General features: G+C 64.2%; 25 protein-coding genes. 11 read left to right on the top strand and 14 right to left on the bottom strand.

Annotation, left to right across the window (positions count from 1 at the left end):
- Positions 1-35: 35 nt before the first annotated feature.
- The 11 genes from FXB40_RS13550 to pncA form a co-directional block, all read right to left on the bottom strand.
- Entirely contained in the window at positions 36-359 is a 324-nt protein-coding gene (locus FXB40_RS13550) for a hypothetical protein (protein WP_187436864.1), read from the bottom strand.
- 244 nt (positions 360-603) lie between these two features.
- Positions 604-2,454, bottom strand: a complete 1,851-nt coding sequence (ilvD, locus tag FXB40_RS13545; protein WP_148772687.1) for a dihydroxy-acid dehydratase — start codon at positions 2,452-2,454, stop codon at positions 604-606.
- A gap of 271 nt (positions 2,455-2,725) precedes the next feature.
- Positions 2,726-3,586 carry an ABC transporter permease gene (locus FXB40_RS13540; protein ID WP_148772686.1) on the bottom strand — a complete coding sequence of 287 codons (861 nt, stop codon included), beginning with the start codon at positions 3,584-3,586 and terminating at the stop codon, positions 2,726-2,728.
- Complete coding sequence (locus tag FXB40_RS13535) at positions 3,583-4,512, bottom strand: ABC transporter permease (protein WP_187436861.1); 930 nt, start codon at positions 4,510-4,512, stop codon at positions 3,583-3,585. Before FXB40_RS13535 ends, FXB40_RS13540 begins: the two co-directional genes overlap by 4 nt.
- The gene (locus FXB40_RS13530; protein ID WP_148772684.1) at positions 4,512-5,504 is read right to left on the bottom strand and encodes an ABC transporter ATP-binding protein; all 993 of its coding nucleotides are present in this window, start codon (positions 5,502-5,504) and stop codon (positions 4,512-4,514) included. The genes FXB40_RS13535 and FXB40_RS13530 overlap by 1 nt, the downstream gene beginning before the upstream one ends.
- The gene (locus FXB40_RS13525) at positions 5,501-6,484 is read right to left on the bottom strand and encodes an ABC transporter ATP-binding protein (RefSeq protein ID WP_148772683.1); all 984 of its coding nucleotides are present in this window, start codon (positions 6,482-6,484) and stop codon (positions 5,501-5,503) included. Before FXB40_RS13525 ends, FXB40_RS13530 begins: the two co-directional genes overlap by 4 nt.
- Positions 6,485-6,487: 3 nt before the next feature.
- Complete coding sequence (locus tag FXB40_RS13520) at positions 6,488-8,125, bottom strand: ABC transporter substrate-binding protein (protein WP_148772682.1); 1,638 nt, start codon at positions 8,123-8,125, stop codon at positions 6,488-6,490.
- Between the two features lie 29 nt (positions 8,126-8,154).
- On the bottom strand, positions 8,155-8,970 hold the full coding sequence (locus tag FXB40_RS13515; RefSeq protein ID WP_148772681.1) for a sugar phosphate isomerase/epimerase family protein: 816 nt from the start codon (positions 8,968-8,970) through the stop codon (positions 8,155-8,157).
- A 452-nt stretch (positions 8,971-9,422) separates the two neighbouring features.
- A complete protein-coding gene (locus FXB40_RS13510; protein WP_148772680.1) occupies positions 9,423-11,456 on the bottom strand; it encodes an NAD(+) synthase in 2,034 nt (677 codons plus the stop codon).
- 127 nt (positions 11,457-11,583) lie between these two features.
- Entirely contained in the window at positions 11,584-12,699 is a 1,116-nt protein-coding gene (locus FXB40_RS13505) for an alpha/beta fold hydrolase (protein WP_148772719.1), read from the bottom strand.
- A 16-nt stretch (positions 12,700-12,715) separates the two neighbouring features.
- Positions 12,716-13,354: a bifunctional nicotinamidase/pyrazinamidase gene (gene pncA / locus FXB40_RS13500; RefSeq protein WP_148772679.1), complete on the bottom strand. Its 639-nt coding sequence runs from the start codon at positions 13,352-13,354 to the stop codon at positions 12,716-12,718.
- 271 nt (positions 13,355-13,625) lie between these two features.
- Here pncA and glk point away from each other — a divergent pair, with 271 nt between their 5' ends.
- The 3 genes from glk (at position 13,626) to FXB40_RS47900 (ending at position 15,243) form a co-directional block, all read left to right on the top strand.
- Positions 13,626-14,594, top strand: coding sequence for a glucokinase (gene glk / locus FXB40_RS13495; RefSeq protein WP_148772678.1), 969 nt, complete (start codon positions 13,626-13,628; stop codon positions 14,592-14,594).
- A 144-nt stretch (positions 14,595-14,738) separates the two neighbouring features.
- The gene (locus tag FXB40_RS13490) at positions 14,739-14,942 is read left to right on the top strand and encodes a hypothetical protein (RefSeq protein ID WP_148772677.1); all 204 of its coding nucleotides are present in this window, start codon (positions 14,739-14,741) and stop codon (positions 14,940-14,942) included.
- Positions 14,943-15,087: 145 nt separating this feature from the next.
- Positions 15,088-15,243, top strand: a complete 156-nt coding sequence (locus tag FXB40_RS47900; RefSeq protein ID WP_187436860.1) for a hypothetical protein — start codon at positions 15,088-15,090, stop codon at positions 15,241-15,243.
- 130 nt (positions 15,244-15,373) lie between these two features.
- On the opposite strand, the gene FXB40_RS13485 is transcribed toward FXB40_RS47900, so the two are convergent.
- Both FXB40_RS13485 and FXB40_RS13480 read right to left on the bottom strand, forming a co-directional pair.
- Complete coding sequence (locus FXB40_RS13485) at positions 15,374-15,751, bottom strand: response regulator (RefSeq protein ID WP_148772676.1); 378 nt, start codon at positions 15,749-15,751, stop codon at positions 15,374-15,376.
- A 110-nt stretch (positions 15,752-15,861) separates the two neighbouring features.
- Positions 15,862-16,674 (bottom strand): Spy/CpxP family protein refolding chaperone, encoded by an 813-nt coding sequence (locus tag FXB40_RS13480; protein ID WP_148772718.1) that lies wholly within the window; start codon positions 16,672-16,674, stop codon positions 15,862-15,864.
- Positions 16,675-17,155: 481 nt separating this feature from the next.
- Here FXB40_RS13480 and FXB40_RS13475 point away from each other — a divergent pair, with 481 nt between their 5' ends.
- From FXB40_RS13475 to FXB40_RS47895, 6 genes are all read left to right on the top strand, one after another.
- A complete protein-coding gene (locus tag FXB40_RS13475; RefSeq protein WP_148772675.1) occupies positions 17,156-18,496 on the top strand; it encodes an ABC transporter substrate-binding protein in 1,341 nt (446 codons plus the stop codon).
- A 149-nt stretch (positions 18,497-18,645) separates the two neighbouring features.
- Positions 18,646-19,584 carry a carbohydrate ABC transporter permease gene (locus FXB40_RS13470; protein ID WP_148772674.1) on the top strand — a complete coding sequence of 313 codons (939 nt, stop codon included), beginning with the start codon at positions 18,646-18,648 and terminating at the stop codon, positions 19,582-19,584.
- On the top strand, positions 19,584-20,489 hold the full coding sequence (locus FXB40_RS13465) for a carbohydrate ABC transporter permease (RefSeq protein WP_148772673.1): 906 nt from the start codon (positions 19,584-19,586) through the stop codon (positions 20,487-20,489). Before FXB40_RS13470 ends, FXB40_RS13465 begins: the two co-directional genes overlap by 1 nt.
- Positions 20,490-20,495: 6 nt before the next feature.
- Positions 20,496-21,596 (top strand): ABC transporter ATP-binding protein, encoded by a 1,101-nt coding sequence (locus FXB40_RS13460; RefSeq protein ID WP_148772672.1) that lies wholly within the window; start codon positions 20,496-20,498, stop codon positions 21,594-21,596.
- A 34-nt stretch (positions 21,597-21,630) separates the two neighbouring features.
- Positions 21,631-22,620, top strand: coding sequence for a hydroxyacid dehydrogenase (locus FXB40_RS13455; protein WP_148772671.1), 990 nt, complete (start codon positions 21,631-21,633; stop codon positions 22,618-22,620).
- A 167-nt stretch (positions 22,621-22,787) separates the two neighbouring features.
- Positions 22,788-23,291 carry a hypothetical protein gene (locus tag FXB40_RS47895; RefSeq protein ID WP_187436859.1) on the top strand — a complete coding sequence of 168 codons (504 nt, stop codon included), beginning with the start codon at positions 22,788-22,790 and terminating at the stop codon, positions 23,289-23,291.
- Between the two features lie 60 nt (positions 23,292-23,351).
- Here the strand turns inward: FXB40_RS47895 and FXB40_RS13445 are convergent, their stop codons facing one another.
- Positions 23,352-23,849: a DUF1993 domain-containing protein gene (locus FXB40_RS13445; protein ID WP_148772716.1), complete on the bottom strand. Its 498-nt coding sequence runs from the start codon at positions 23,847-23,849 to the stop codon at positions 23,352-23,354.
- A gap of 113 nt (positions 23,850-23,962) precedes the next feature.
- On the opposite strand from FXB40_RS13445, the gene FXB40_RS13440 reads away from it, so the two are divergent.
- Together FXB40_RS13440 and FXB40_RS13435 are read left to right on the top strand one after the other, a co-directional pair.
- The gene (locus tag FXB40_RS13440; RefSeq protein ID WP_148772670.1) at positions 23,963-24,745 is read left to right on the top strand and encodes a transporter substrate-binding domain-containing protein; all 783 of its coding nucleotides are present in this window, start codon (positions 23,963-23,965) and stop codon (positions 24,743-24,745) included.
- A gap of 229 nt (positions 24,746-24,974) precedes the next feature.
- Positions 24,975-25,862, top strand: coding sequence for a DUF2147 domain-containing protein (locus FXB40_RS13435; RefSeq protein WP_148772669.1), 888 nt, complete (start codon positions 24,975-24,977; stop codon positions 25,860-25,862).
- Positions 25,863-25,944 lie beyond the last annotated feature (82 nt).

Raw genomic sequence — 25,944 nt, 5'->3', positions numbered from 1 at the left:
AGTCTGTTTGTTGCGATGGTTGTTGTTGCGTTGGCTCAGTAGCCGCAGTTTCCGCAGCTCGGCGCCACCGGCGCGTAATAGGAATAGCCCGGCGAAACCATCTCGACGCGCTGGCGCGTGGCGTATTGCGGCGGGATGCGCTCGTATTGGACGCTCGGCGGCGCAACCATTACGGTCTGCGGCACCATCACGGTGCGATACTGCGCGGGCGAGCGATGCGCGACCGTGGCGCCGGGCGAAACCATCACGGTCTCGTCGACGGTGCGGTATTGCGGCTGCACATATTGCTGCTGATAGCAGGTCGTGCACGGCGGCGGCGTGTAGCAATTGTAGCAGCCGGCGGAGGCCGCGGTCGTCATGGCAAGAGCAGCGACGGCCGTGGAGAAAACGACAGCAAGAGTACGAGACATTATGGTGGTGCCCCAGTTGCCCAAAATGGATTTGCGAAGGTCGCTGGCAGTATACGCCGCAAAATCCTGAGCTGCCGAAGTTCGTTGGGGCATCCTTAATGCGAACGGCCGGTTTTCACCGGCCGTTCAGAACTTGTTGACCATGCGCGTTGCGCGACCGCGATGTTTGCGATCGCGTCCACGCGAGTCGCGTCTACTTCGTGCGCCGCTTCACTTCACGCACAGCGCCGCGTGCGGCACTGGTAGTGAGTGCGGCATAGGCCTGCAGCGCGGTCGAGACGTTGCGCTTGCGTGCGGCGGGCTGCCAGGCGGCATCGCCCTTCGCCTCTTCCGCGGCACGGCGGCTGGCGAGTTCCTCGTCGGAGATTTCGAGGCTGATGCTACGGTTCGGGATGTCGATCGCGATGCGGTCACCGGTGCGCACCAGACCGATGTTGCCGCCCTCGGCGGCTTCCGGCGAGAGATGGCCGATCGACAGGCCCGACGAGCCGCCGGAGAAGCGGCCATCGGTGACGAGCGCGCAGGCCTTTCCAAGACCCATCGATTTCAGATAGCTCGTCGGATACAGCATTTCCTGCATGCCGGGACCGCCACGCGGACCTTCGTAGATGATGACGACGATCTCGCCGGCCGTGACCTTGCCGCCCAGAATGCCTTCGACGGCGGCATCCTGGCTCTCGAACACGCGCGCGGGGCCTTCGAATTTCAGGATCGAGGCGTCAACGCCGGCGGTCTTCACGATGCAGCCGTCCTGCGCGAGGTTGCCGTAGAGCACGGCAAGCCCGCCGTCCTTGCTGAAGGCGTGCGCGAGATTGCGGACCACACCCTTCTCGCGATCGGTATCGAGCTCGTCGTAGCGGCGCTCCTGGCTGAAGGCGACCTGGGTCGGAATGCCGCCGGGCGAGGCACGGAAAAAGGTGCGGACCGTTTCGCTCTTGGAGCGCTTGACGTCCCAGCGCTCCAGCGCATCGTTCATGGTCGGCGCGTGCACGGTCGAGACCGACGTGTCGATCAGGCCGGCGCGGTCGAGCTCGCCCAGAATGCCCATGATGCCGCCGGCACGATGCACGTCCTCGACATGCACGTCGGCGACCGACGGCGCGACCTTGCAGAGCACGGGCACGCGGCGCGACAGCCGGTCGATGTCCTGCATGGTGAATTCGACTTGCCCTTCATGGGCCGCGGCCAACAGATGCAGCACCGTGTTGGTCGAACCGCCCATCGCGATGTCGAGCGTCATCGCGTTCTCGAACGCCTTGAAGTTCGCGACGTTGCGCGGAAGCACGCTGGCGTCGTCCTGCTCGTAGTGGCGGCGCACGATATCGACGATGGTGTGGCCGGCCTCGACGAATAGCCGCTTGCGGTCGGCGTGCGTTGCGACCACCGTGCCGTTGCCGGGCAGCGCGAGGCCAAGGGCCTCGGTGAGGCAGTTCATCGAATTCGCCGTGAACATGCCCGAGCAGGAGCCGCAGGTCGGGCACGCCGAGCGCTCGATCACCTTGACGTCCTCGTCGCTGACTTTGGAATCGGCGGCTGCGACCATGGCATCGATCAGGTCGACCGCCTTGGTCTTGCCCTGGAGCGTGACCTTGCCGGCCTCCATCGGGCCGCCCGAGACGAACACGGCGGGGATGTTGAGCCGCAGCGCCGCCATCAGCATGCCGGGCGTGATCTTGTCGCAGTTGGAGATGCAGACCATGCCATCGGCGCAATGCGCGTTGACCATGTATTCGACGCTGTCGGCGATCAGCTCGCGCGACGGCAGGCTGTAGAGCATGCCGTCATGGCCCATGGCGATGCCGTCGTCGACCGCGATGGTGTTGAATTCCTTGGCGACGCCGCCGGCCTGCTCGATCTCGCGGGCGACGAGCTGGCCGAGATCCTTGAGGTGGACGTGGCCGGGCACGAACTGGGTGAAGGAGTTGACGACCGCGATGATCGGCTTGCCGAAATCCGCATCCTTCATGCCCGTCGCGCGCCAGAGGCCGCGGGCGCCCGCCATGTTGCGGCCGTGGGTGGTGGTGCGGGAGCGATAGGCTGGCATGGCGGTTTCCGTCCTCGGGTTTGACCGGCCGGGCGGGAAAATATGGAGCCGCCTCAGGCCTTTCCGGCCGGATAGCGCACGGGGTGGGCTGGCGCAACGGGAACTTGGGCCGAACGGAGCCGGATCGGCCTATCGCAGGCCTCCCCTGCTCCCTGCGCGGGCTCTTCGTAGCCCGGATGGAGCGGAGCGTAATCCGGGACCGGTCTCGCCCCGATGCACCCGCCCCGGATTTCGCTGCGCGCCATCCGGGCTACAGGGGCCCAACTTGCCCCTACTGCAGGGTCGGATCCAGCCGGTCGCGCAGCCAGTCGCCGATCACGGAGACGGCCAGCGTGGTCACCACGATTGTGGTCGCCGGCGCCAGCATGATCCAGGGCGCCCGCGTCAGGTACTCGCGGCCATAGCCGACCATGTTGCCGAGGCTGGTCATCGGCGGCTGCACGCCGAGGCCGAGGAAGGACAGGCCTGACTCCATCAGGATCACCTCGGGAAACACCAGCGTGGTCGAGACGATCAGGGTCGAGGCGATGTTGGGCAGGATGTGGCGCAGGTAGATCCGCGCCGGCGTGGCGCCGAGTTGGCGGACGGCGGCGGCGTAGCCCTGCGCATTGGCTGAGATGGCGAGGCCGCGGGCGATGCGGGCGTAACGCTCCCAGCCGAACAGGCCCATCAGGCCGATCAGCAGCGGCAGCGAATTGCCGAAGAAGGCGAGCACCGCGAGCGCCATGATCAGGAACGGCATGCTGGCCTGGAAATCGGTCAGCATCAGCACGAACTGTTCGACGGCCCCACGAAAATGCGCGGCGAGGAAGCCGAGCGCGGTGCCGACGACGGCCGAGATCGCGGTCGCGCCGAACGCGATCAGCAGCGAGATGCGGATGGAGACTAGCAGCCGCGACAGCACGTCGCGGCCGAGCTCGTCGGTGCCGAGCCAGTGCGCGACATTGCCGGGCGCAGCCAGGCGATTGCGCAGATCGAATTGGGTGTAGCCATAGGGCGCGATCTTCTCGGCGAGCGCAGCGATCACCAGCATGGCGATGATCCAGCTGACCGCAAGTGCGACGGAGACGGGGATCGTCGGCAGGCTGATGCGGCGGCGGACGGCCGTATCCTTCAGCGTCGCATCGGTCATGCGTGAGCCCCTTTCGCGCGCAGCCGCGGATCGAGGAAGCCATAGAGGAAATCGACGATCAGGTTTGACGTGACCATGGTCAGCGCCACCAGCAGCAGGATGCACTGCACGACGGCGAGATCGCGGTTGGCGACCGCAACGACGAGGAGGCGCCCTACCCCCGGCCACGAGAACACGCTTTCGACCACGACCGCGCCCGCAATCAATGAGCCCACCATGAAGCCCAGGATCGTCACGGTCGGGATCGCCGCGTTCGGCAGCGCGTGCGAGATCACAACACGATGCCAGGGCACCCCTTTCGCCGACGCCGTGCGGATATAGGGCTGGCCCAGCACCTCCAGCATGGCGCTGCGGGTGAAACGCGCCAGCACGGCGGCGCCGCCAAGGCTGAGTGTCACGATCGGCAGAATGGCGTGACGCCAGCTGTCCTGCCCGCCCGACGGCAACCAGCCGAGCTGCACGGCAAAGACCAGCACGAGCAGCAGCGCGAGCACAAAACTCGGCACGGTGAAGCCGGCGACCGCCGTCATCATCACGGCGCGGTCGATTCCCGAACCGCGATGCAGCGCGGCGTAGATTCCGGCGGGAATGCCGAGCGCGACCTTGAAGACGAAGGCCGGCAAGGTCAGCGCCAGCGTTGCCGGGATCCGCTCCAGCACGAGCTGGATCGCCGGTCGTCCATCACGCATGGAACGGCCGAGCTCGCCCTTGGCGATGGCGCCGAAATAATCGAGATACTGAAACCAGATGGGGTCATCGAGGCCCCACGCCTTGCGGAAGGCGGCAAGGACTTCAGGAGGTGCTTCCGGTCCCAAAATCATCAGCGCGGGATCGCCTGATAGCCGCAGCACCACGAAGGCGAAGGTGAGGACGAGCACGATCGTGAGCGCCGCGCGCCCAATCCGAATGGCGAAATAGCGTCCCATCACGCCGCGTCCCGGGTCTCGGCCTGCGGCCCCGTCACGAGATGGCAGGCGACTTGGCGGTCGCCGCCGACCAGCGAGAGCGTCGGCACCTCGCTTGCGCAGCGTGCGATCGCGCGCGGGCAGCGCGGATGGAACGCGCAGCCGCTCGGACGAGCGGCTGGGTTCGGCGGATCGCCCGCCAGCACGATGCGGCTTGCGCTGCGGCGGCCGGGAGCGGGTGAAGCCGACACCAGCGCCTGCGTGTACGGATGCTCAGGGCGTGCAAAGAGATCATCGGCGCTGCCGATCTCGACGATGCGACCGAGATACATCACAGCGACGATATTGCTGATCTGGCGAACGACACGCAGATCGTGGCTGATGAACACCAGCGTGAGCCCAAGCTGCGCCTGGAGATCGGCGAGCAGATTCACCACCTGGGCCTGGATCGAGACGTCGAGCGCGCTGACAGGCTCGTCGCAGACGAGGAAATCGGGCTTTGTCGCCAGCGCCCGTGCCAGCACGATGCGCTGGCGCTGACCGCCGGACAGCGCGCCCGGATAGCGCGCGCCATGCGCGGGCGTGAGCTCGACGGCGCGCAGCAACTCGCGGGCGCGATCCTCGCGCTCGGCCGGTGTGCCGAGGCCATGAATATCGAGGGGCTCGCGGATCTGGGTCGCCACCGGCAAACGCCGGTCCAGCGCGCCCAGCGGGTCCTGAAAGATCATCTGCATGCGGGCGCGCTGTGCACGCCACGCCTGTGTCCCGGGCGCGGCCATCGGCTTGCCGCCGAAGCAGACCTCGCCACGATCCGGCGGCTCGAGGCCGAGCACGACGCGCCCCGTCGTAGACTTGCCCGAGCCGGACTCGCCGACAAGGCCGAGCGTTTCGCCCTTGGGAATGCTCAGCGACACGGCGTCGACGGCGTGCACGGCCGTGCTGCGGCCGAACATCCCGGAGCGCATCGAGTAACTGCGCGAGATCGAGGACACCTCGACGAGCGGCGCGCTCATTCGGCCGCGATCCCGAGCAGCGCGCGGCGCGAGGCCTCGGCGCGGATGCAGGCCACAGTGCGGTCGTCTGCGATCGGCGCGAGGGTCGGCACGGCGAGGCGGCAGGGCTCGGCCGCGAGCGCACAGCGTGGCGCGAACGCGCATCCATCAGGCATGTGCGCGGGATCGGGCACGGTGCCGGGAATGGCGGTGAGACGGCGGCGCGGCCCATCAAGCGGCGGCAGCGCGCCGATCAGGCCTTGCGCATAGGGGTGCACGGGATCGGCGAAGAGCTGATTGGCGGGCGCCTGCTCGACGATGCGGCCGGCATACATCACCGCGACGCGGTCGCAGTTTTCAGCAACGACGCCGAGATCGTGGCTGATCAGGACCATCGCCATGCTCATCTCGCGGCGGATGGTGGAGAGCAGCTCCAGAATCTGCGCCTGGATGGTGGCATCGAGCGCGGTGGTCGGCTCGTCCGCGATCAGCAGATCGGGATTTCCGGCGAGCGCCATCGCGATCATGATGCGCTGGACCTGGCCGCCGGAGAATTCATGCGGATAAGCGGACAGGCGCCTCGTCGCGTCGGGAATGCCGACAAGATTGAGCAGCCGCAGCGCTTCTGCCTTCACGGCCTCACCGGAGAGATCGCGATGCAGCACCAGCGCCTCGCAGAGCTGCTTGCGGATAGTCAGCACCGGATTGAGCGCGCTCGCCGGGTCCTGGAAGATCATGGCGACCCGCCCGCCCCGCACCTGGTCGAGCTCGGACGCCGGCGCCCCGAGAATCTCGCGTCCGTCGAGACGGACAGAGCCCGAGATCTTCGCATGCCGCGGCAGCAATCCAAGAGCGGCGAGCCAGGTCACGGACTTGCCGGAGCCGGACTCGCCGACGAGGCCAAGGGCCTCGCCCTTGCCGAGAGCGAGATCGACGCCGCGCAGCACCGGCACGCCGTTGAAGGCGACGCTGAGGCCTTCAATGCTGACCAGCGGCGCCATGGATTAAGCCTCGAAATTGCCGGCGCGGAAATCCATCGCGAAAGCGGGCGACGCCTTCCATTTGATCGACTTCGGCTTGGCCGTGAAGGTCGCGTTCTGGTGCAGCACCGTATAAGCGGGGTCCTCGCGCTCGGCGATCTCCAGCATGCGGTGGAACGCCTTCTTGCGCGCGGCGCGGTCGGTCGAGGTCTCCAGGAACTCCGAGAGCTTGTTCAGCTCTGCGTTGGTCCACTCGCCGATCTGCTGCTGCTGGCCGTTCGGACCGTGCTGGGCAACGATCGACGACACCGGATCGTTGAAGGCGGCGGAGTTCGACCAGTCGCGCACGGCGCGGGTCGGCGCGCGCTCCATGATCTGAGACCAGTTTTCCTTGGTCTCGATCTCTACGTTGAGGCCGACCGATTTCCACATCTCGACCAGCACCTGCCCGGTCGCGACCTGGTTGGTGTAGTAGTTGTTGAGCAGGCGATACGGGATCGGATCGCCCTTGTAGTTGGCCTGCTTCAAAAGATCCTGCGCGAGCTTGGGATCGTAAGCCGGCACGCTCCAATCGGCGTTGAACATGTCGCCGTAAAATTCCCACTGCAGGCCCTTCGGCACGCGGGTGCGGCCGGCCCACAGGCTGTCGACGATGGCCTGGCGATCGATCGCGTGGGTGAAGGCACGCCGCACCAGCGGATTGGCGAGCTGGGCGTGGTTCTTGTCAAACACGGTCAGGCGGTGATTGAGAATGGTGCCGCCCTGCACTTCGAACGCGGAATTCTTCTCGATGCCGGCGATCTGGTCCGGCGGGATGTCGCAGGCAAACTGGTATTCGCCGGACAAAAGCCCGTTGATGCGGCTCGCGACCTCGGGCACTTCCAGGAAGCGGATGCGCTTGAGCGGCGGCCGGCCGCCCCAATATTCGTCGTGCGCTTCCAGCGTCAGCGACACGTCGGGCTTGAGCTCGACGACTTTGTAGGGACCGGTGGTGACCGGCTTGCGCGCCCAGTCGAGATAGCTCGCGGCTTCATCCCAGGCGCGGCGGTTGGCGATATCCGAGCCATACCGCGACAGCCGGCCCTCGATAGTGACGTCGGGCGTCGCGTTGTAGAAGCGCACCGTGTACTTGTCGACGGCGTCGACGCGGACGAGGTCGGGCCAGATACGGCGCGCGACGGCGGGCACGTCAGGCGGCAATTCCTTGCCGGGCTTCGGCATCGGGATCTTTTCGAAAGCCTGGATGGTGGAGCGGCTCTTGGCTTCGGTCTCGCCGAACATGCGCTCACGGCTGAAGGTGAAGACGACATCTTCGGCGGTCAGCTCGTCGCCATTGTGGAATTTCACGCCCTGCCGCAGCTTCACTTCCACGGTCTGATCGTCGATGCGTCGCCATTCGGTGGCGAGGCCCGGCACGGCCTCGAGATTGCCGCGGAAATTCTTCGAGATCAGGCCTTCCCAGATCGAGGAGAAGAACACGCGCTCGCCGACATTGGACTGCTCGCGCAGCACGTCGAGCACGTTGGCGTTCGTCACCTTCTGCACGGCGATCGTCACCGACGGACGATTGTCGGCCTGCCCGATCGCAAAGCGCGGTAGCAGCAGCGTGCCGGCGGCAGCGCTGCCGGATTTCAGGATGGTGCGACGGGTGAAGTTGCTCATGACGGTGACCCCTGCCCTCTGTGATCTGGTTATTCGGCGAGACCGAGCGCGGCGAGATGCGCGGCGCCCTTGCGGACGTCGTCGTGGTTGCGGAGCTCGAGGATCAGCCGCGGGTTCGAGGTCAGCCGGCCCAACGCGCGGAACACGGCGACCCAGGGAATGTTGCCTTCGCCCGGCGCCCAATGGCGATCAGCAAAGCCGTCGGTGTCCTGGAGGTGCACATGCGTCAACATGTCACCGGCGATTTCGACGTAATAGTCGACCGGCGGCGCGCCGGTGGAGACGTGGGCGTAGTTGGCGTGGCCGGTGTCGAGGGAGACTCGGACCTTGCTGCTCTCGAGCGCCTTGGCGAGGCGCACGCGGTCGCGCGGGTCCTTGTCCTCGATGTTCTCGATGACGATCTCGCAGCCGATGGTCTCGGCGCGCGCGATCACCTCGGCCAGCGTCGCCTTGACACGCTCGACGATGTTGGCGCGACTGTCCGGATAGAGATCGAGATTGTTGTGGTCCCAGGTCGTGAACGGCGAATGCATCACCATCTGGGTCGCGCCGAGGAATTCAGCGGCATCAAGGCCCTGCAGCAGGCGCTTGGTCACGGCCTGGCGGATCATCGGATCATGGCTGTCGATCTTGAAGCCCCAGAACGGGCCGTGGATGCCGAGGCGACCGGTATGGCCTGAGAGCATCTGCTTGATGTCGGTGGCAGCGCTGCGCCAGTCGCCGTCGAGCAGATCGGCGCGGAAGAAGTCCTGGACTTCGAGATCGCGTTGTCGTTCCAGAAGCCAGTCACGGTGAGCGGGGATCGATTTGATGGAAAGTGCGGCGCCCAACACCGGCTTCGACATGGCTTTCTCCCTTGGCCGTCAGCGATGACGGGGAGCAGCGCTAGACCAGTTCAATGACACGCCGGTGAAATGCGGATTCGGCAGATGTGGACATCCTGCCGCTCGCTTGCATCGAATTCGGGCAGCGGCGAGCGCACCGCGCGCAGACGCATGCATCCGCGCGCGAAATCAAGCACGATTAAATCCGTAGTGATCCGGAATGGAGTCCTAATCCGATCTCGCGTACATCGCGGGACATCGATCGGCGGCCTTCCAAGGGCATCACCCTCTGATCGCGCACCACGGGGTTGGGGGACCACTTGGGGCGGGGGGATCAAAGGCTGGGGCAAGGTTACGAGGTCCGGACTCCTAGGCACTCCGGACCTCGTGCTTTCTAGATTGAACGCAATTTCTTCGCGCCGCCGGCTGTATGAGCCGCGCGGCGCGAAGTCGTTTTGGACTGCCCTCTTCGCTTATTTCGGCACGTTCCGCTCGAGATCCTCGAGCCAGGCCGCAGCACTCGAATCCGACGGCGCTCGCCAATCGCCGCGCGGCGACAGCGAGCCGCCGGCCGAGACCTTCGGTCCGTTCGGCATCGCCGAGCGCTTGAACTGGCTGAACGCGAAGAAACGGCGCAGGAACACCTCAAGCCACCGCCGAATTTCCGGAAGATCGTAGGCACGGCGCTGGTCGGCCGGGAATGCCGGCGGCCATTCGCCCTCGGCGACGTCCTTCCAGGCCTGGAACGCCATGAAGGCGATCTTGGACGGCCGCAGGCCGAAGCGCAGCGTGTAGAACAGGTTGAAATCCTGCAGCTCGTAGGGCCCGACGGAGGCCTCCGTGCTCTGCGGCTTCTCGCCCGGCTTGACCGGAACCAGCTCCGGCGAGATTTCGGCCGACAGGATCGAGGTGAGAGTCCCGTTCACATCGCCGCTGAACTGCTTCGAGGCGATCACCCAGCGGATCAGGTGCTGGATCAGCGTCTTCGGCACGCCGGCGTTGACATTATAATGCGCCATCTGGTCGCCGACGCCGTAGGTGCACCAGCCGAGCGCAAGTTCCGAGAGATCGCCGGTGCCGATGACGATGCCGCCGTGGTGGTTGGCGAGCCGGAACAGATAGTCGGTGCGCAGGCCCGCCTGCACGTTCTCGAAGGTGACATCGTAGACCTTCTCGCCCTTGCCGAAGGGATGGCCGATGTCTTTCAGCATCTGCGTGGCCGTGGTGCGGATGTCGAGTTCCTGCCAATTGGTCTGCAACGCCTTCATCAGTGCCAGCGCATTGGTCTTGCTCTCGCTGCCGGTGGCAAAGCCCGGCATGGTGTAGGCGAGGATGTTTTCGCGCGGCAGGCCCAAGAGATCGACGGCCTTGGCGGCAACGATCAGCGCATGGGTGGAATCGAGACCGCCTGATACACCGATCACGACGCGCTTGGTGCCGGTGGCGCGCATGCGCTGCACCAGGCCTGCGACCTGGATGTTATAGGCCTCGTAGCAATCCTGCTCGAGCAGGCTTTCATCGCTCGGCACGAACGGAAAGCGCTCGATCTTGCGCAGGAAGCCGATGTCGGTGGCCGGCGGGGTCACGGCGAATGTCACCTTGCGGAAGCTGCCCCCGCGCTGCCGGCGGTTGTCGTCGAACGTGCCCATCAGGGCGCGCTCCTGCCTGAGCAGGTCGAGGTCGACGTCGGCCAGCGTGATCTGGCCGTCCTGCCGGAACCGCTCGCCCTCGGCCAGCAGCACGCCGTTCTCGTAGATCGAGGTCTGGCCGTCCCAGGCCAGATCTGTGGTGGATTCCCCTGCCCCGGCGGCGGAATAGACATAGGCCGCCAGGCAGCGTGCCGAGGTCGACTGGCACAACAGCGCGCGCGAGCGCGCCCGGCCGATCGTGATCGGGCTGCCCGACAGATTGATCAGCACACTCGCGCCGGCCAATGCGAGTTCGGACGCCGGCGTCACCGGGATCCACATGTCCTCGCAGATCTCGACGCCGATGGTGAGGCCGGGGACGTCCTCGGCCGCAAACAGCAGATCGGCGCCAAACGGCGCGTGCAGCCCGCCGAACGCGATCGCCTCCCCCGCGATGCCGGCGCCGGAGGCGAAATGACGGCCCTCGTAGAATTCGCGATAGGTCGGCAGATAGCTCTTGGGCACGACGCCCAGAACATTCCCGCGGTGAATGACGACGGCGCAATTGTAGATGCGATTGCCGAACCGTAACGGCGCCCCGACGATCAGCACAGTCATCAGCGCCGCGGAGGCCTCGACGATCGACGCAAGTCCACGCTCGACTGCGTCGAGCAGCGGATCCTGCTTGACGAGGTCCTCGATCGCATAGCCGGACAGGCACAGCTCGGGAAACACGGCCACCGCGACCGATTGCGCGTCACAATTTTTCGCCGCCGCCATGACCGCCTTCGCATTGGCCGCGGGATCGGCCACATGGGAGGTGGTGACGCAGGCCGCGACGCGCGCAAACCCGTGGGCGTAGATCGAGTGGAAGCTCATCGAGCAAAGAACCCTTAAATCTTGTCGGACCGGCCGCAGCCAGCTCTCGTCTCTATTTAACCCATCGATAGGCCCCCGTGCAGGCCATCCGGCATCATGCATAACGGATTTGCAGCTTCGGAGGCCGTCAGGCGCTACGTGCCAACACGCTGGAGAGGTCGCTGCGCAGCCATTCCGCGATCCGGGGCCAGGCATGGGCGTGTGTCCGCGCGCCCATGAACAGGCCGAGATGATTGCTGGGCTCGGAGCTTGCTGCAACGAAAGCCGGCGGCGTGCCGACAAGCCCGGCGGTGGCGAGCGCCTGTGTGGCCGGCACGACATCGTCGTCGAGTCCGGCCAGCAGGAAGATGGGCGACTTGACGTCCTTCAGCTTGATCGCGCGGCCGAGGGCCGTGAAATGGCCTGACGCGATCCGGTTCTCGCGAAAGATCCAGTTGACGATCTGGAGATAGTAGGTGCCCGGCAGGTTCAGCGGCTCGCTATTCCAGCGCTCGAAGCGGGCGAGCAGGGCCGCACCCTCCTCGTCCGAGATATCTCTCTGCAATGCCGCCGCGATGTCGTCGGGGCCAGGCGCCTTCGACCAGACACGCAGCATCTCCTCGCCGCTGACATTGCCGCCGCCGCGCGCGACGAGCTGATCGTAGACGATCTCGGGCGCGTTGCGGGCGAGCTGCGACAGCCTGGACTCGACCGAGAGGTCGACCGGCGCACCCGCTAGCACCAGCCGCCGCACCTTGGCCGGAAACCGCGCCGCATAGAGCAGCGAGAGCCAGCCGCCCTGGCACAGCCCGACCAGATCGACCGGTGCGCCGATCTCGTCGACGGCAACGTTGAGATCGCCGAGATAGCTGTCGATCGAGAGATAGCGCATGCTAGGCGTGGCCGAGCGCCAGTCGGTGAGATAGATCCGATCGATGCCGCTCTGTTGCAGCGACTGCACCACGCTGTGGCCGGGTGCAAAATCGGCGATCAGGGCCCGATGTAGCGCATAGGGCGCGCAAACCAAGGCCGGCTGACCTGATCGCGACCGCGAACAATCGCGCAGCCGCATGGTGGCCAACTCCAGGGCCACGGTGCCAGACGTGGTCCAGGCGAGGTCGCCCTCGCCCTGCCCCGCCGGGACGCGCTCAAGCCACCAGAAGCAGGCATCCGTGGCAAGCCGTGCCGCCGCAAACGGCCATAGCATGGGGTCGTCGGGACCGCGCCCCGCTTCGCCGGGCTGCTGACCGCTCTTCTCCGCCACCATTACTGCATGATCCTCACAAAAACGCCTCCAGGCTGACGACGGAAATGCCGAGCTCCTTAAAACTTTGATGGGTCGCTGCGACCGAGCCGTCGAGGTCGATGCCGCGAGAGGCATCCTCGATCACGGCAATTTCGAACCCGGCCTTGCGCGCATCCTCCGCGGAAAAGCGGACGCAGAAATCGAGCGCCAGGCCGGCGACGAAAACCGTCTTCAGCTCGCGCTCGCGCAGATAGCCAAGCATACCGGTCGGCGTCTTGTGGTCATTCTCGAACAGCGCCGAATAGGAATCGATCCCGCGGCGGAAACCCTTGCGCACCACAAGGTTCGCGCGGGTGACCTCGAGCTCGCGGTGGAATTCGGCACCGGCCGTGCCCTGCACGCAATGCGTCGGCCAGAGCACCTGGGTGCCGTAGTCGAGCTCGACGGTCTGGAACGGCTGCTTGCCCGCATGGTTCGGCGCGAAGGAGACGTGGTCGGCCGGATGCCAGTCCTGCGTCAGCACCACATTGGCGAATTTTTGGGCGATCCGGTTGATGTCGGGGACGACCTTCTCTCCGCCGGGAACGGCGAGCGCCCCGCCCGTGCAGAAGTCGTTCTGCACGTCGATCACCAGCAGCACGTCGCGGTCGGATATCTTCATCGCAGACCCCATCTCGTCCGTCCGGCGCAATCGGCGCCAATCGCTGCCTGCAATGTCGATCTTCCCGCGCGGCTTCGCAACCTCCGACACCCTGCAACGATGTCGCGCAAACGGCCGGCTGATCCCCGCGCTGATCCCCACCTGGATGCAACGCTTTGGCCTCGTCCGTGTTGACTAGCTGTACCTGAGGGCGGAATCTCTGATATCCGCGCCATGCGGATCGCGGCGAAGGTGTGGAGGAAAGGGTTCCCAAAGCCTGCAAGGCTACGGCAGCCAAATGGTCATGAGTATCGGCAAGACAGGCAACATTCTTCTCGCCGATATCGGCGGCACCAATGCGCGCTTCGCGCTGAGCAATGGCGAGCAGATCGGCGCGATCGACTATGTGAAAGTCGCTGACCATCCGACGGTCCGCGAAGCCATCGTCGACGTGCTGCGGCGGGCCGACAGCGAGAAGCCGGCCAGGGCCGTCCTCGCCGTCGCCGGTCCCGTCACCAACAATCGCTGCGTCATGACCAACAGCCCCTGGGTGATCGACGGCAACGAGCTCCAGCCGGCGCTTGGCTTCGACAGTGTCCACGTGCTCAACGATTTCGAGGTGGTGGCCTGGTCCCTGCCGGCCTTGCAGCCGGCGGACCTGATTCCGCTCGGCGGCCAGGACGGCATGTCCGGGGAGCCGCTGCTGGTGGTCGGGCCCGGGACGGGTTTCGGCGTCTCCTGCCTGGTCGAGCGTCACGGCTCCCGGCTGGCCGTCGTCACGGAGGCCGGTCACGCTACGCTCCCGGCGGAGAACGAGCGCGAGGAGCGTGTGATCGCCGCCATGCGCCGGCGCTTTGGCCATGTCTCCATCGAGCGCGGCGCCCTGTCCGGCTCCGGGCTGCAATCCCTCTATGAAGCGATGGCCGAGGTCGACCAAGCCCAGGTGCCGCAACGCGATGCGGCAGCGATCACCAGGGCGGCGCTGGACGGGACTTGCGAGCTCAGCCGCGCGACGCTGGAGATGTTTTGCGAGATCCTCGGCTCGGTCGCCGGCAATCTTGCGGTGACCTTCGGCTCCAGAGGCGGCGTCTACATTGCCGGCGGAATCGTGCCGCGCTTTCCGGAGTTCCTTTCGGCTTCAGCGTTCCGCGCGCGTTTCGAAGCCAAAGGGCGCTTCCAGGACTATTTGCGCAACATCCCGACCCGTCTCGTCGTGAAGCCCGACGCGAGCTTCGTCGGCCTGAAGATGTTCGCCGACCACAATCTGGACTGAAGCGCGCCCGCCCTCGCACCTTCCGTTAAGCAATTCACAGCTGATTGCAGCGTACACGCGGTTCCACGTAGGATCGTGCTTGCCCCGTTGTTTCCGATGGGAAACAATTCGCGCCTGTGTGTGGCGTAGGCACGGGGGCGTGACATGCGTAAGCAGGATGTGGGCTTCGACTATCACCGCTATCACCGGCTGCTGACCGAGGCAGACGATGACGACAAGCGCATGGCGCTGATCGAGCTGCTGATCGAGGAGAAGGCCCGGGACCGGTTGGCGGCCCAGCGTGCCTCGGATCGCGCCGCCATGACGGCCCATACCATCGCCAAGGTGCTGAAGGCCGGCCGCAACTAAGGCTTGCAGGACCTCCTGTCGGCCGGTTGCGAGTCCGCGATCGATTGCGATTCCGTTAAGGATCTCTCGCAAGCCTATGTCAAACTTTTTGCTCTAAGAGTTCCCTCACCTGATGCAATTCAGGATCAACAAGGGGGGAATGAACATGAGCATGATTTCGCTCGCCGAAATGCCGGCTGCCATCCAGACCCGGTCGACCGATTATTCTTTTAAAGCCATTATCATCTTCTGCGGCCTGGGGCTCATCGCCTCGTTCAGCCTGATGGCACACGGCGTTGACCTCAGCGCCGGCCTGATGTGAGACACTGACGGACCTTCCGTCCCAAATGGCCGCCCCTGTCGGGCGGCCATTTTCGTTGACCAAGTCTTCGTTGACCAAGTCTTCGTTGATCGCCTCTCGATCGTTGACAATGTCAGTGTGGCGCCCTGGATCAGTACGATGCCTTGGCCGGCGCATCCGGAAACAGCGAGTCGATCATGATCTTGAGCTGGTCGAGCGCAATCGGCTTGCGCAAAATCGGCCGGCGCCGGAGCAACGACGGCAACAATTCCGGCCCATAGCCCGTCGCGAACAAAAACGGCTTGCCGCGGCGCTCGATCAAATCGGCGACCGGATCGACGTAAACGCCCATCAGATTGATGTCGAGGATCGCGAAATCGTACTGCGCGGTCATCGCAAAAGCGCTCGCATCGCGCACATTGTCCGCTTCTGCGACGACATGGTGGCCAAGTTCCTCCACCATGTCAGCCATCATCATCCGGATCAACGCCTCGTCTTCGACCAGGAAAACGGAGAGTCCGTCCGCCATATCAACCCCGCAGCCATCTTGCGGAGATAAGCATACCCGATTTGCGAGAAGGATTCACGAATTCGTGGGCTTCAAATTCCACGAATGCATGCAATCCAACTCAAGCTTGATCAATCCAGGCCGCGCTCATGGCTGAGCCGAACCATCTCCTCGATGAACACCTGCTTCTGCTTGTCATCGAGGCTCGAGAACAACGGTTCGGCAGCATCGGCGACATTGCGCTGATCGGCGGCGCGGTCGATCAGGAATTGCGACTCGTTGCGCATCTGCTCGATGATGTCGTCGGGCGGATCGCGCTTGGCGCGCTCCATCCGCAGGTTGAGCCGCTCGGCGCCATTATGCCCGAGATAGTGCATGGCGCTGGAGAAGCCGAACCAGTGCTTTTCCTGATCGGGGGTCAGGTTCAGCTCCTTCTTGATGCGCTCGATATAGGAATCGCTGTTGGAGACGATCTGGTCCGCGGTCAGCTGCGGCGCGCCGGGCTGGGTCAGGACGGTGACGTCCTCGTTGTCCTGGGGCGTGTTCTTGGCTTCCTTGGTCGCCTTGGCACCCTTGCCGCCCTTGGCATTGTCCTTGGCGCCCTTGGCATCCTTGGCGCCGCCCGGCTGCTTGGAGTCCTTCGCATCCTTGGATGCGTCCTTGCTGGCATCCTTGTTCGCATCCTTGGCAGCCGGCGCCTGGCCATTATTGTTGTTGACGCCCAGCACGCCGGTGAAGACGCCGACTACGCCGCCGATGGCACCGCCAAGGACGCCACCAACGGGACCCGCCGCTTTGTTACCGGCCGCGGCCCCATCCTGAACGCCCTTGACCAAACCTTGTGCATTCGCAACCGCGGCCGCGCCAATCAGCACTGTCAGCACGGAGCCGAGCGCGAGCCAACGTCGCAGGCCAAGCCGCGCAGGCGGCGTCGGGGGGATCATTTGGGTCTTCATGTCGATCTGCTTGCCTTCTGGGAAACGGCAGGCCTCCTGCCGGTTGCAACTCTACCGTTTTCGCGACACCGAGGTCTAGGCGCGGACCATCGCTGTCCCCCTTTGAAAGGCCTGTGGCGCGAAGCGGTTATGCAGGCTTATTCGGAACTGCGGCGTAATTGCGCACGGATCGTCTCCAGCCGTCGCACGCCGAAGTGTGCGTCGCAATAAGAGCAGCCACAGCCCACCACCGACGCAGGCCGCGATCATTTCGTACACAACGTTAGTTCTAGAGCGCGAGGCATTCGGCTTTCTCGACAGACGCAATCAATCGTGGTCTGATCGCGCTACCAATTTGCCGCGTCCCCGCGCGATTTGCCGCAGGGATGACGACGCTAATAAGAAACGTCCAACAACAAAATCAAAAACAAACTCAGGAAAGTCAGAGGAAACGACAGAACAATAAAACACACCAAGGCGAGGAAACGAGATGTCACGCAAGACACTGACGCGACGTCAATTTGTAGCTGCCACTGCAATGTCCTCCACGGCGCTGATCGCGGCGCCCTATGTCCGAGGCGCTTACGCCGCCGGCAAACTCTCGATCGGCTTCTGGGACCATTGGGTGCCCGGCGCCAACGACGCCTCCACCGCCATGGTCAAGGAATGGGCTGAAAAGGAGAAGGTCGAAGTCTCCATCGATTACATCACCAGCAACAACAAGAAGATCGAGCTGACGGTCGCGGCCGAAGCGCAGGCCAAATCCGGTCACGACATTCTTCAGATGTACACCTGGTGGCCGCATGCTTACGCCGAGCAGTTTGAACCGGTGAACGACGTGGTCGAGGAGGCGATCAAGCAGAACGGTGAGGTCAACGATACGGTCAAATATCTCGGCAAGGCCGACGGCAAATGGCTTGCTGTCCCCGCAACCCCGGGGAGCCAGATCAAGGGGCCCTGCTCGCGCATCGACCTGATGAAGAAGCATGCGGGGATCGACGTCCAGGAACTGTACCCCGTCGGCGCGCCGCCCAAGGCCGATAGCTGGAATATGGACACATTCCTGAAGGCGGCGGAAGCCTGCCAGAAGGCAGGTTTCCCATTCGGAATCGGTCTCGGCGAGACCACTGACAGCGTCGATACCGCGGGCGCCATCTTCCAATCGTTCGGCGCCGAACTCGTCAACGCCAAGGGCGATGTCACGGTGAAGACCGATGAGGTTCGCCAGGCGCTCGAATATTACAAGAAGCTGATCGCCTTCCTGCCGCCGGACGCACCGTCCTGGGACGATGCCTCGAACAACAAATGGCTGATCTCCGGCCGCGGCGCCCTCATCATGAATCCGCCGAGCGCCTGGGCGGTGGCCAAGCGCGACGCGCCGCAGGTCGCCGAGCAATGCTGGACGCACGGCTTCCCCTCCGGTCCTAAGGGCCGGTACGCGCCGTTCCTGCCCTATTTCTGGGGTCTCTGGAATTTCTCCAAGAACAAGGCATCGGCCAAGAGCCTTCTCGCTTTTCTGTCACAGCCGTCATCGATCGAAAAGTTCGTCGCGGCGAGCGGCGGCTACGATTTGCCGGCTTATGCAAAGATGACGACGCTGAAGACCTGGGCCGAGGTAGGCCCGCCGAAGGGCACGCTCTATCACTATCCAAATCCCTACAATCATCAGACGCTGTCGATTGCGGCCTCTCCGGCGCCGCCGAAGATCGCCCAGCAGATCTACGCGCAGGCCACGCTGACCAAGATGGCGCTGCGCTTTGCGCAGGGGGAAAAGTTGGAGACCGCGCTCGCCTGGGGCGAAGGCGAGTGTGAAGGCTTCATGCGAACCTAAGCCGGGGTGTGCCACGGCGGTTCACGCATCCCAGCGTGAGCCGCCAGGGCACCCCGCCGTTCGGTGGACTTGACCAGATTGGGCCGACACGCAGGTGCCGGCTTCGCCGTTGGACATTCCGCAAGGAAGCTTGACCCAAGGAAACTGACATGGCCGATGTCGTCGTTGAGCACGGTCGCGTCGCCCGCACGGCGAGCGCGCGCAAACGGACGGGCCTGCACAATGCGTTGAAGCGGAAATCGACTGTGGCGTTCTTCCTGACGCTGCCGCTGATCCTGCTGATCGCACTGTTCGTGCTTTACCCTGCCTTGTTCTCGATCCACCTCGCGACGCTGAACAAGTCGATGCAGAAATTCGTCGGCTTCGGCAACTTCACCTTCCTGTTCAAGCGCGAGACGTTCTGGATGGTGGTGAAGCAGTCCTGCATCTTTGCGGTTACCGCCGTGTTCTTCAAGGCGCTGATCGGCTTCATCGTCGCGCATTTCGTGCACAACATACCGGCCAAGGGCCAGCGCAAATGGCGCGGCATGCTGCTGGTGCCCTGGGTGATCCCGCCGGCGATGAGCACGCTCGCCTGGCTGTGGCTGTTCGACCCATCCTACAGCGCGTTCAACTACACGCTCTCATTTTTCGGCATCGGTCCCATCAACTGGCTCGGCGATGCCGCCTGGGCGCGCTTTTCCGTCATCCTCGTCAACGTCTGGTACGGCGCGCCGTTCTTCCTGATCATGTATCTGGCGGCGCTGAAATCGGTGCCGGACCAGCTCTACGAGGCCGCCGCAATCGACGGCGCCAATTGGTGGCAGAAGATCTGGTTCATAACGCTGCCGATGATGCGCAACATCATCGCGATCACGACGCTGTTCTCGCTGATCGTCACCTTCGCCAATTTCGACATCGTCCGCATCCTGACCTCAGGCGGGCCTCTCGACCAGACCCAGATCTTTGCCACCTATGCGTTCCGGGTCGGCATCGAGAGCAACGACATTCCGCTCGGTGCCAGCGTCTCGTTATTTATGGTCCCGATCCTCGCCGTCGCAGCGATCTTCATCCTGCGCGACGTCAACAAACGCGGGAACGAATCCTGATGAGCACAATCGCGATCGACAAGGCCGGACCAACCCGCAAACTCGGCAGCATGAGCCGGGACCGTACTTGGGCGCTGCGCTGGTCCTATTTCTTCCTGGTGCTGTTTGCGATCTTCTTTCTGACGCCGCCGCTGTACATGGTGATCACCTCGCTCAAGAGCAGCGCGGAGATCTCGGCTGCGACCAATCCGTGGTGGGTGTTCCACCCGACGCTGGCGAACTATGTCGAACTGCTGACGTCGAGCCAATTCCTCCGGTTCTTCTGGAATTCGACCATCGTGTCGCTGGTGGTTGTGCTCGTCACGATGCTGATCAGCATCCCTGCCGCCTTCGCGCTCGCGCGGATGAAGTTCTGGGGCTCGACGACGCTCGCGACCGGCGTGTTCCTGACCTACCTGGTCCCGGACAGCCTCCTCTTCATCCCGCTGTTCAAGATGCTGGCGCTGGTTCAGGACATCACCGGCATCACACTCCTGAACCGATGGTACGTGCTGCTATTCGTCTATCCGACGCTGACGGTGCCGTTCTGTACCTGGATCATGATCGGCTATTTCGCCTCGATCCCGAAGGAGCTCGACGAGGCCGCGATCATCGACGGCGCCTCCTGGCTCCAGACCCTGCTGCGGATCTTCATTCCGGTGGCGCTTCCCGGCCTGATCGCGGCGACCATCTTTGCCTTCACGGTGTCCTGGGCCCAGTTCCTCTATCCCCTGGTGTTCACGACGTCGATCGACCAGCTGGTGCTGCCGGTCGGCATCACCACCACGCTGATCAAGGGCGACGTCTTCAACTGGGGGCAGATCATGACCGGCGCACTGCTCGGCGCAGCACCGCCGCTGATCATCTACGCCTTCCTGATGGACTACTACATTGCCGGCCTGACCGCCGGCGCGACAAAGGGTTGATGTCTCATGGCTGACGTTGCATTGCGGAAGGTCGTCAAGCGGTACGATGATGTCGAAGCCGTGCGCGGCATCGACCTGGATATCGCCGACCACGAGTTCATCGTGCTGGTCGGACCCTCCGGCTGCGGCAAGTCGACCACGCTGCGCATGATCGCAGGCCTCGAGGACATCAGCGACGGCGACATTATGATCGGGGGCGACGTCGTCAACGACGTGCCGCCGAAGGACCGCGACATCGCCATGGTGTTCCAGAACTACGCGCTCTACCCGCACATGACGGTCGCCGAGAACATGTCGTTCGGGCTGCGCCTGAAGCACTACCCGAAGGCCGAGATCAAGGCGCGGGTGACGGAAGCCGCACGCCTGCTCGACATCACCGATCTGATCGACCGCAAGCCAAAACAGCTCTCCGGCGGCCAACGCCAGCGCGTCGCCATGGGGCGCGCCATCGTGCGCAATCCAAAGGTCTTCCTGTTCGACGAACCGCTGTCCAATCTCGACGCCAAGCTGCGGGTGCAGATGCGGATCGAGATCAAGAAGGTGCACCAGAAGGTGCGCACCACGACCGTCTACGTCACCCACGACCAGGTCGAGGCGATGACGCTGGCCGACCGCGTGGTGGTCATGAACAAGGGACGGATCGAGCAGATCGGTACGCCGAACGAGCTCTACCACAAGCCAGCGACACGCTTTGTTGCAGGCTTTATCGGCTCGCCCGCAATGAATTTTATCCCGTGCCGGCTGGAGGATTCAGGCGGCAAGCTCAACATCCGCTTGACCGACCGCATCTCGTTCCCGCTGCCACCCGCCAGGGCCGGCCGCTACAACGCGTTGCCGCGCACCGACAAGCTGCTGCTCGGCGTCCGTCCTGAACACCTCACGGAATCGAATGCGCATCTGGAGCCCGGCGTCGAAACCTTCGACACCGTGCTCGACGTCACCGAGCCGATGGGGATGGAGACTCTGGTCTATTTCGGGCTCGACGGCACGCCGGTCTGCGGCCGCGTCAATCCCAATGCCGGCGCCAAGGACGGAGCTCCCATGCGTTTGGCGATGGACCTCAACAACATGCACCTGCTAAACGAGGAGACCGGCGTCGTGCTGTGACGCGGGCTCAAGAAAGGCTAGCAGGCGGGGAGCGATGACGACCAACAAGAAGAAGATTTTCATTACACAAACTTTGTCGCAAGGGGCACGCGCCCTCCTCACCCAGCGGGACGATATCGAGCTCATCGAGTTTCCGAACCTGATCTCCGCCAAGGACTTTGAGGCCCTGCTGAAGAGCCATGCGCCGGTTCACGGTGTGGCACTCGGTGCCACCGCTTTCGGCGAGACCGAGCTCGAGGCCTCCAAGGACATGAAGGTGGTGACCCGCATCGGCGTCGGCTACGACGCCGTCGACGTGCCCGCCCTCTCCCGCCGCAAGGTGCCGCTGATGGTTGCGGGCAGCGCGAACTCACCGTCCGTCGCCGAGCAGGCCCTTTTCATGATGCTGACCCTGGCAAAACGCGCGAATGAAATGCACGCCTGCGTCAGGGATGGCCAATGGGCCAACCGGCTCGGCATGCTGCCGTTCGATCTCTACGGCAAGACCGTGCTGATCATCGGCTTCGGCCGCATCGGCACCCGCACCGCCAAGCGCTGCCAGGCGATGGAAATGAAGGTGCATGTCTACGATCCCTACAAGCCCGCCGCCGACATCAAGGCCGCCGGCTGCGAGCCGGTCGCGGATCTCGACGCGGCGCTGCCCAGCGCCGACTTCGTCACCATCCACTGCCCGAAGACGCCGGAAACGGTCGGCCTGTTCGATGCAGCGCGGATCGCCCGGATGAAGCCGAAGTCCTATCTCATCAACACCGCGCGCGGCGGCATCGTGAAGGAGGCCGCGCTGTACGACGCGCTGGTCTCCGGCAAGCTCGCCGGTGCCGGTATCGACGTGTTCGAAGTCGAACCGCCGCCGGTCAGCAATGCGCTGTTCGCGCTGCCCAACGTCATCATGGCCCCGCACGTGGCCGGCGTGACCGTGGAGGCGGTGAGCCGCATGAGCGAGCAGACCGCGCGCAACATCCTGAGTGTGCTGGACGGCGATCCGATCCGGCAGAACATCATCAATCAGGACGTTCTGGGCTGAGGACAATCCGAAGGCGGCCAATCGGGCCGCCTTCGGAAGGCCAGAATGCGTCCCATTTTGGTGCAGATCGGGCCCCAACTCAGCCTTAATCAAACCCGCGTAATGTATCCGGCCGCGGCGGCAGTGGGACAGACTTTGCCGGCCGCGTCGAGCTGGAGGATGCACCCTTGTCAGAGATCGACCCGACCGACCAAGCGCTGGCGACCATCGCCAGCATTTTCGAGCACCCCGAGCCCGTTCTCGTCGTCCGCGACACCGAGACGGAAGCGGCGGCTGCCGATGACTATGCGGTCGCAGACGAGCATCATGCCTCCGACGAGGATCATGCCTCTGGCGAGCATCAAGCCTCCGACGAGCATCCGGTGGTCGAGGAGCAGCCGCTGGTGCCGGACCACACCGACGCCGACGGCTACAGCAAGGTCGGTCCCGGGCCGATGGTCGCGATCCGCCTGAAATGGACGGTCCATCGCGGCGACGACGGCCAGTACTATGTGCACGAGACCATCGGCGAGCAGTCCGCCCCGGTGATCAGCGGCCCGATGACCAGCGAGGCCGCCGTGCATTTCGTCGACGAACACGAGAACGAGGCGCATCGGCGCTTCGAGCTGCTGCGCAGCGAGATCGCGGGCCGCAGTTCGCTCGCCGACTACGAGCGCAAGGGCGAAGCGTAAGCCTTATTTTTTGAGCATGATCTTTTCGGAAAACCGCTTCACACTTTTCCGGATCATGCTCTACTTCCTCCCGAGGAAGTCCTTCTTCACGAGCTCGACGCCCGCGTGCCGCAACAGGTCGTACGCGGTCGTGACGTGGAAGAAGAATTGCGGGACGCTGTTGGTGAGCAGCAACGTCCGCCCGGTAAAGGGCAGCTCGGTCCCGTTCTTCAGCCTGAAGAAGACCTTCAGCTCCGCGGCCGCATCGATCTCGGCGCGCGGCAGGCTTTCAATAAATTCGATTGAGGTGGCGATCCGCGCCTGAAGCCCGGCCATCTCGTGCTCCAGCGGCGGCAGCGCGACCGGCTCGCATTGCGCCAGCAAGGCCGGAGCGACGGTGGCGTGGCGGCAGGCCTCGCCGATCTGCTGTGCCAGATCGTACATGTTCGGCGCCATGCGCATGCCGAGCAGGACCGCCGGATTGAACTTGCGGGTCTCGGCATAGGCAACGCCCTTGTCGAGCAGCACGGACAGATTGCGCAAATAAGGCACGAACAGGCCGACCGAGGCCTCGTACATCGAGATCGTCACTTCAAGATTCCCTTCAATTGCGTCTCGCCAGAAACTGGCATCTGGTCTAAATCCACGTTCAAGAACTGCACAATGACAGCTTGGGCATGGGTGGAAAAGAGATGATCGTTCGTATTCTGGCGGCTTTGGCCGTGATGTTGCTGGCAAACCTTTCGGCGCACGCGCAGCAGCCAGCGCCCTCGCGTCTCGACGAGATCATCAAGCGCGGCACTCTGCGCGTCGGCATGACCGGCGACTACAAGCCCTTCACCTATCTGGACAAGACCACGCAGCAGTTCTCTGGTTTTGACGTCGACATGGCGGAGGCGCTGGGCAAGGCGCTCGGCGTCAAGGTCGAATACGTAGCCACGGCCTGGCCGAAGCTGATGAAGGATTTCGAGGCGGACCAGTTCGACATCGCCATGGGCGGTGTCTCGGTCACGCTCGACCGCCAGAAGAAGGGCTATTTCACGATGCCGATCATGCGCGAGGGCAAGACGCCGATCGCGCGCTGCGCCGATGTCGGCAAGTATCAGAGCATTTCCGACATCGACAAGAAGGGCACCCGCGTCATCGTCAATCCCGGCGGGACCAATGAGCGTTTCGCGCGCGCCAACGTCAAGGACGCCGACATCACCGTCTTCCCCGACAATACCGCGATCTTCGACGAGATCGCCAAGGGCAACGCCGACCTGATGATGACGGACGCCTCCGAAACCCGCTATCAGCAGAAGCAGCACTCCGGCGTGCTCTGCGCGGTGCATCCCGAAGAACCATTCGACTTCTCGGAGAAGGCTTACTGGCTCCAGCGCGACATGGCGCTGAAGGCATTCGTAGACCAGTGGCTGCACATCTCCATGGAGGACGGCAGCTACAAGAAGATCTACGCCGCGTGGTTCGATTAGAGCGTTTTCCAGCGAAGCGGGTACCGGTTCGCGTAAGAAAACGCGTCAAAACGAGAGTCCCGCGTCCTCCTGTCGCTTGCCCCGGTCAAACTTTGGGCTGGCTCCGGGTCTATTGAACCCGGAACCGCCAAAAGGCGACTCATACCGAGAAACAGTGATCTAGATCACTTTTCGCGATCGAACCGGGGCGTATGCATCGGTGCGGGGACCACCTGTTCGGGAGATGGAAATGAGGAAGCTGTTGGCTACGGCCGCATTCCTTTTGGCGAGCACCGCTGCGCAGGCGCAGTACACCTTCGAATATGGCGGGCGCACCATCCGCATCGATCCGGATCGCGGCACGGTGCAGATTCCCGGCGTCTACGACAACACCGGTCAGGGCAAGGCCAAGAAGGCCAAGAAGAACGACACGAAGCCGGACCAGCAGGCGCCGCAGCAGGCCAAGGTCGATCCGCAAACACCGGGCGCCCCGGCTCCGGCACCTGCTCCAATCGCAGCGCCGCCCGCAGTGGAACAAGCTCCTGCGGCACCTGCCCCCGCAGCCGCCGCGCCGCCTCCCGCCGCGCCGCCACCTCCGGCTGCCAGCGCAAACAACGCGCCGACCGACGACGCGATGGTGCCGCCGCCTCAGCCGGCGCCGAGCGCTGCCCCGACCGTGGCCGCAGCACCGCCCGCACCGCCTCCGCCGCCCGCTCCGACCGTCGCAGCTGCGCCTCCGGCGCCGCCTCAGCCGGCTGCTCCGGCGTCCGCTCCCGCCCCCGTTCAGTCCGCCGCCGTCGCGCCTCCGGTTCCGGCGGCAGCGCCCGCGCGCGATCTCAATTCACCGCTCGGCGTCTGGCTCACCGAGGAGAAGGAAGGCAAGGTCCGCATCGAGCAGTGCGGCAATAACCTCTGCGGCTATTCGGTCGACAGCAAATCGAACCAGAACGGCGAGCAGGTTTTGATCAACATGAAGCCCGGCAAGGAGCAGAAATGGTCCGGCCGCATCCTCGATCCCAACACCGGCTCGACCTACGATTCGACGATCTCGCTGAAGGGCGGCGACCGCCTGCGCGTGCAGGGATGCGCCTTCGGCGGCATGTTCTGCGGCGGCCAGACCTGGACACGCGTGAACTAGGTTCGCACCCGCTATTTTTTGGAGAGACAGGGGGCCCGTGATCCGGGCCCCTTCGCTTTTGCCTGCAGTGTCGCTGCGATGT

This window comes from Bradyrhizobium rifense (assembly GCF_008123425.1).
GTDB lineage: Bacteria > Pseudomonadota > Alphaproteobacteria > Rhizobiales > Xanthobacteraceae > Bradyrhizobium > Bradyrhizobium rifense.
Note: the sequence above shows the minus strand (reverse complement) of the source record. Positions and strands in the feature narration are given on the sequence as shown.

Coding starts and splice junctions, on each gene's coding strand:
- FXB40_RS47900 (WP_187436860.1), top strand. CDS start 15,088: ATGAGCATGATTTCGCTCGCCGAAATGCCGGCTGCCATCCAGACCCGG.
- FXB40_RS13485 (WP_148772676.1), bottom strand. CDS start 15,751: ATGGCGGACGGACTCTCCGTTTTCCTGGTCGAAGACGAGGCGTTGATC.
- ilvD (WP_148772687.1), bottom strand. CDS start 2,454: ATGCCAGCCTATCGCTCCCGCACCACCACCCACGGCCGCAACATGGCG.
- pncA (WP_148772679.1), bottom strand. CDS start 13,354: ATGGGGTCTGCGATGAAGATATCCGACCGCGACGTGCTGCTGGTGATC.
- FXB40_RS13540 (WP_148772686.1), bottom strand. CDS start 3,586: ATGACCGATGCGACGCTGAAGGATACGGCCGTCCGCCGCCGCATCAGC.
- FXB40_RS13515 (WP_148772681.1), bottom strand. CDS start 8,970: ATGTCGAAGCCGGTGTTGGGCGCCGCACTTTCCATCAAATCGATCCCC.
- FXB40_RS13525 (WP_148772683.1), bottom strand. CDS start 6,484: ATGGCGCCGCTGGTCAGCATTGAAGGCCTCAGCGTCGCCTTCAACGGC.
- FXB40_RS13550 (WP_187436864.1), bottom strand. CDS start 359: ATGACGACCGCGGCCTCCGCCGGCTGCTACAATTGCTACACGCCGCCG.
- FXB40_RS13470 (WP_148772674.1), top strand. CDS start 18,646: ATGGCCGATGTCGTCGTTGAGCACGGTCGCGTCGCCCGCACGGCGAGC.
- FXB40_RS13445 (WP_148772716.1), bottom strand. CDS start 23,849: ATGTACGAGGCCTCGGTCGGCCTGTTCGTGCCTTATTTGCGCAATCTG.
- FXB40_RS13440 (WP_148772670.1), top strand. CDS start 23,963: ATGATCGTTCGTATTCTGGCGGCTTTGGCCGTGATGTTGCTGGCAAAC.
- FXB40_RS13520 (WP_148772682.1), bottom strand. CDS start 8,125: ATGAGCAACTTCACCCGTCGCACCATCCTGAAATCCGGCAGCGCTGCC.
- FXB40_RS13465 (WP_148772673.1), top strand. CDS start 19,584: ATGAGCACAATCGCGATCGACAAGGCCGGACCAACCCGCAAACTCGGC.
- FXB40_RS13490 (WP_148772677.1), top strand. CDS start 14,739: ATGCGTAAGCAGGATGTGGGCTTCGACTATCACCGCTATCACCGGCTG.
- FXB40_RS13530 (WP_148772684.1), bottom strand. CDS start 5,504: ATGAGCGCGCCGCTCGTCGAGGTGTCCTCGATCTCGCGCAGTTACTCG.
- FXB40_RS13535 (WP_187436861.1), bottom strand. CDS start 4,512: ATGGGACGCTATTTCGCCATTCGGATTGGGCGCGCGGCGCTCACGATC.
- FXB40_RS13510 (WP_148772680.1), bottom strand. CDS start 11,456: ATGAGCTTCCACTCGATCTACGCCCACGGGTTTGCGCGCGTCGCGGCC.
- FXB40_RS13480 (WP_148772718.1), bottom strand. CDS start 16,674: ATGATCCCCCCGACGCCGCCTGCGCGGCTTGGCCTGCGACGTTGGCTC.
- glk (WP_148772678.1), top strand. CDS start 13,626: ATGAGTATCGGCAAGACAGGCAACATTCTTCTCGCCGATATCGGCGGC.
- FXB40_RS13435 (WP_148772669.1), top strand. CDS start 24,975: ATGAGGAAGCTGTTGGCTACGGCCGCATTCCTTTTGGCGAGCACCGCT.
- FXB40_RS13460 (WP_148772672.1), top strand. CDS start 20,496: ATGGCTGACGTTGCATTGCGGAAGGTCGTCAAGCGGTACGATGATGTC.
- FXB40_RS13455 (WP_148772671.1), top strand. CDS start 21,631: ATGACGACCAACAAGAAGAAGATTTTCATTACACAAACTTTGTCGCAA.
- FXB40_RS13475 (WP_148772675.1), top strand. CDS start 17,156: ATGTCACGCAAGACACTGACGCGACGTCAATTTGTAGCTGCCACTGCA.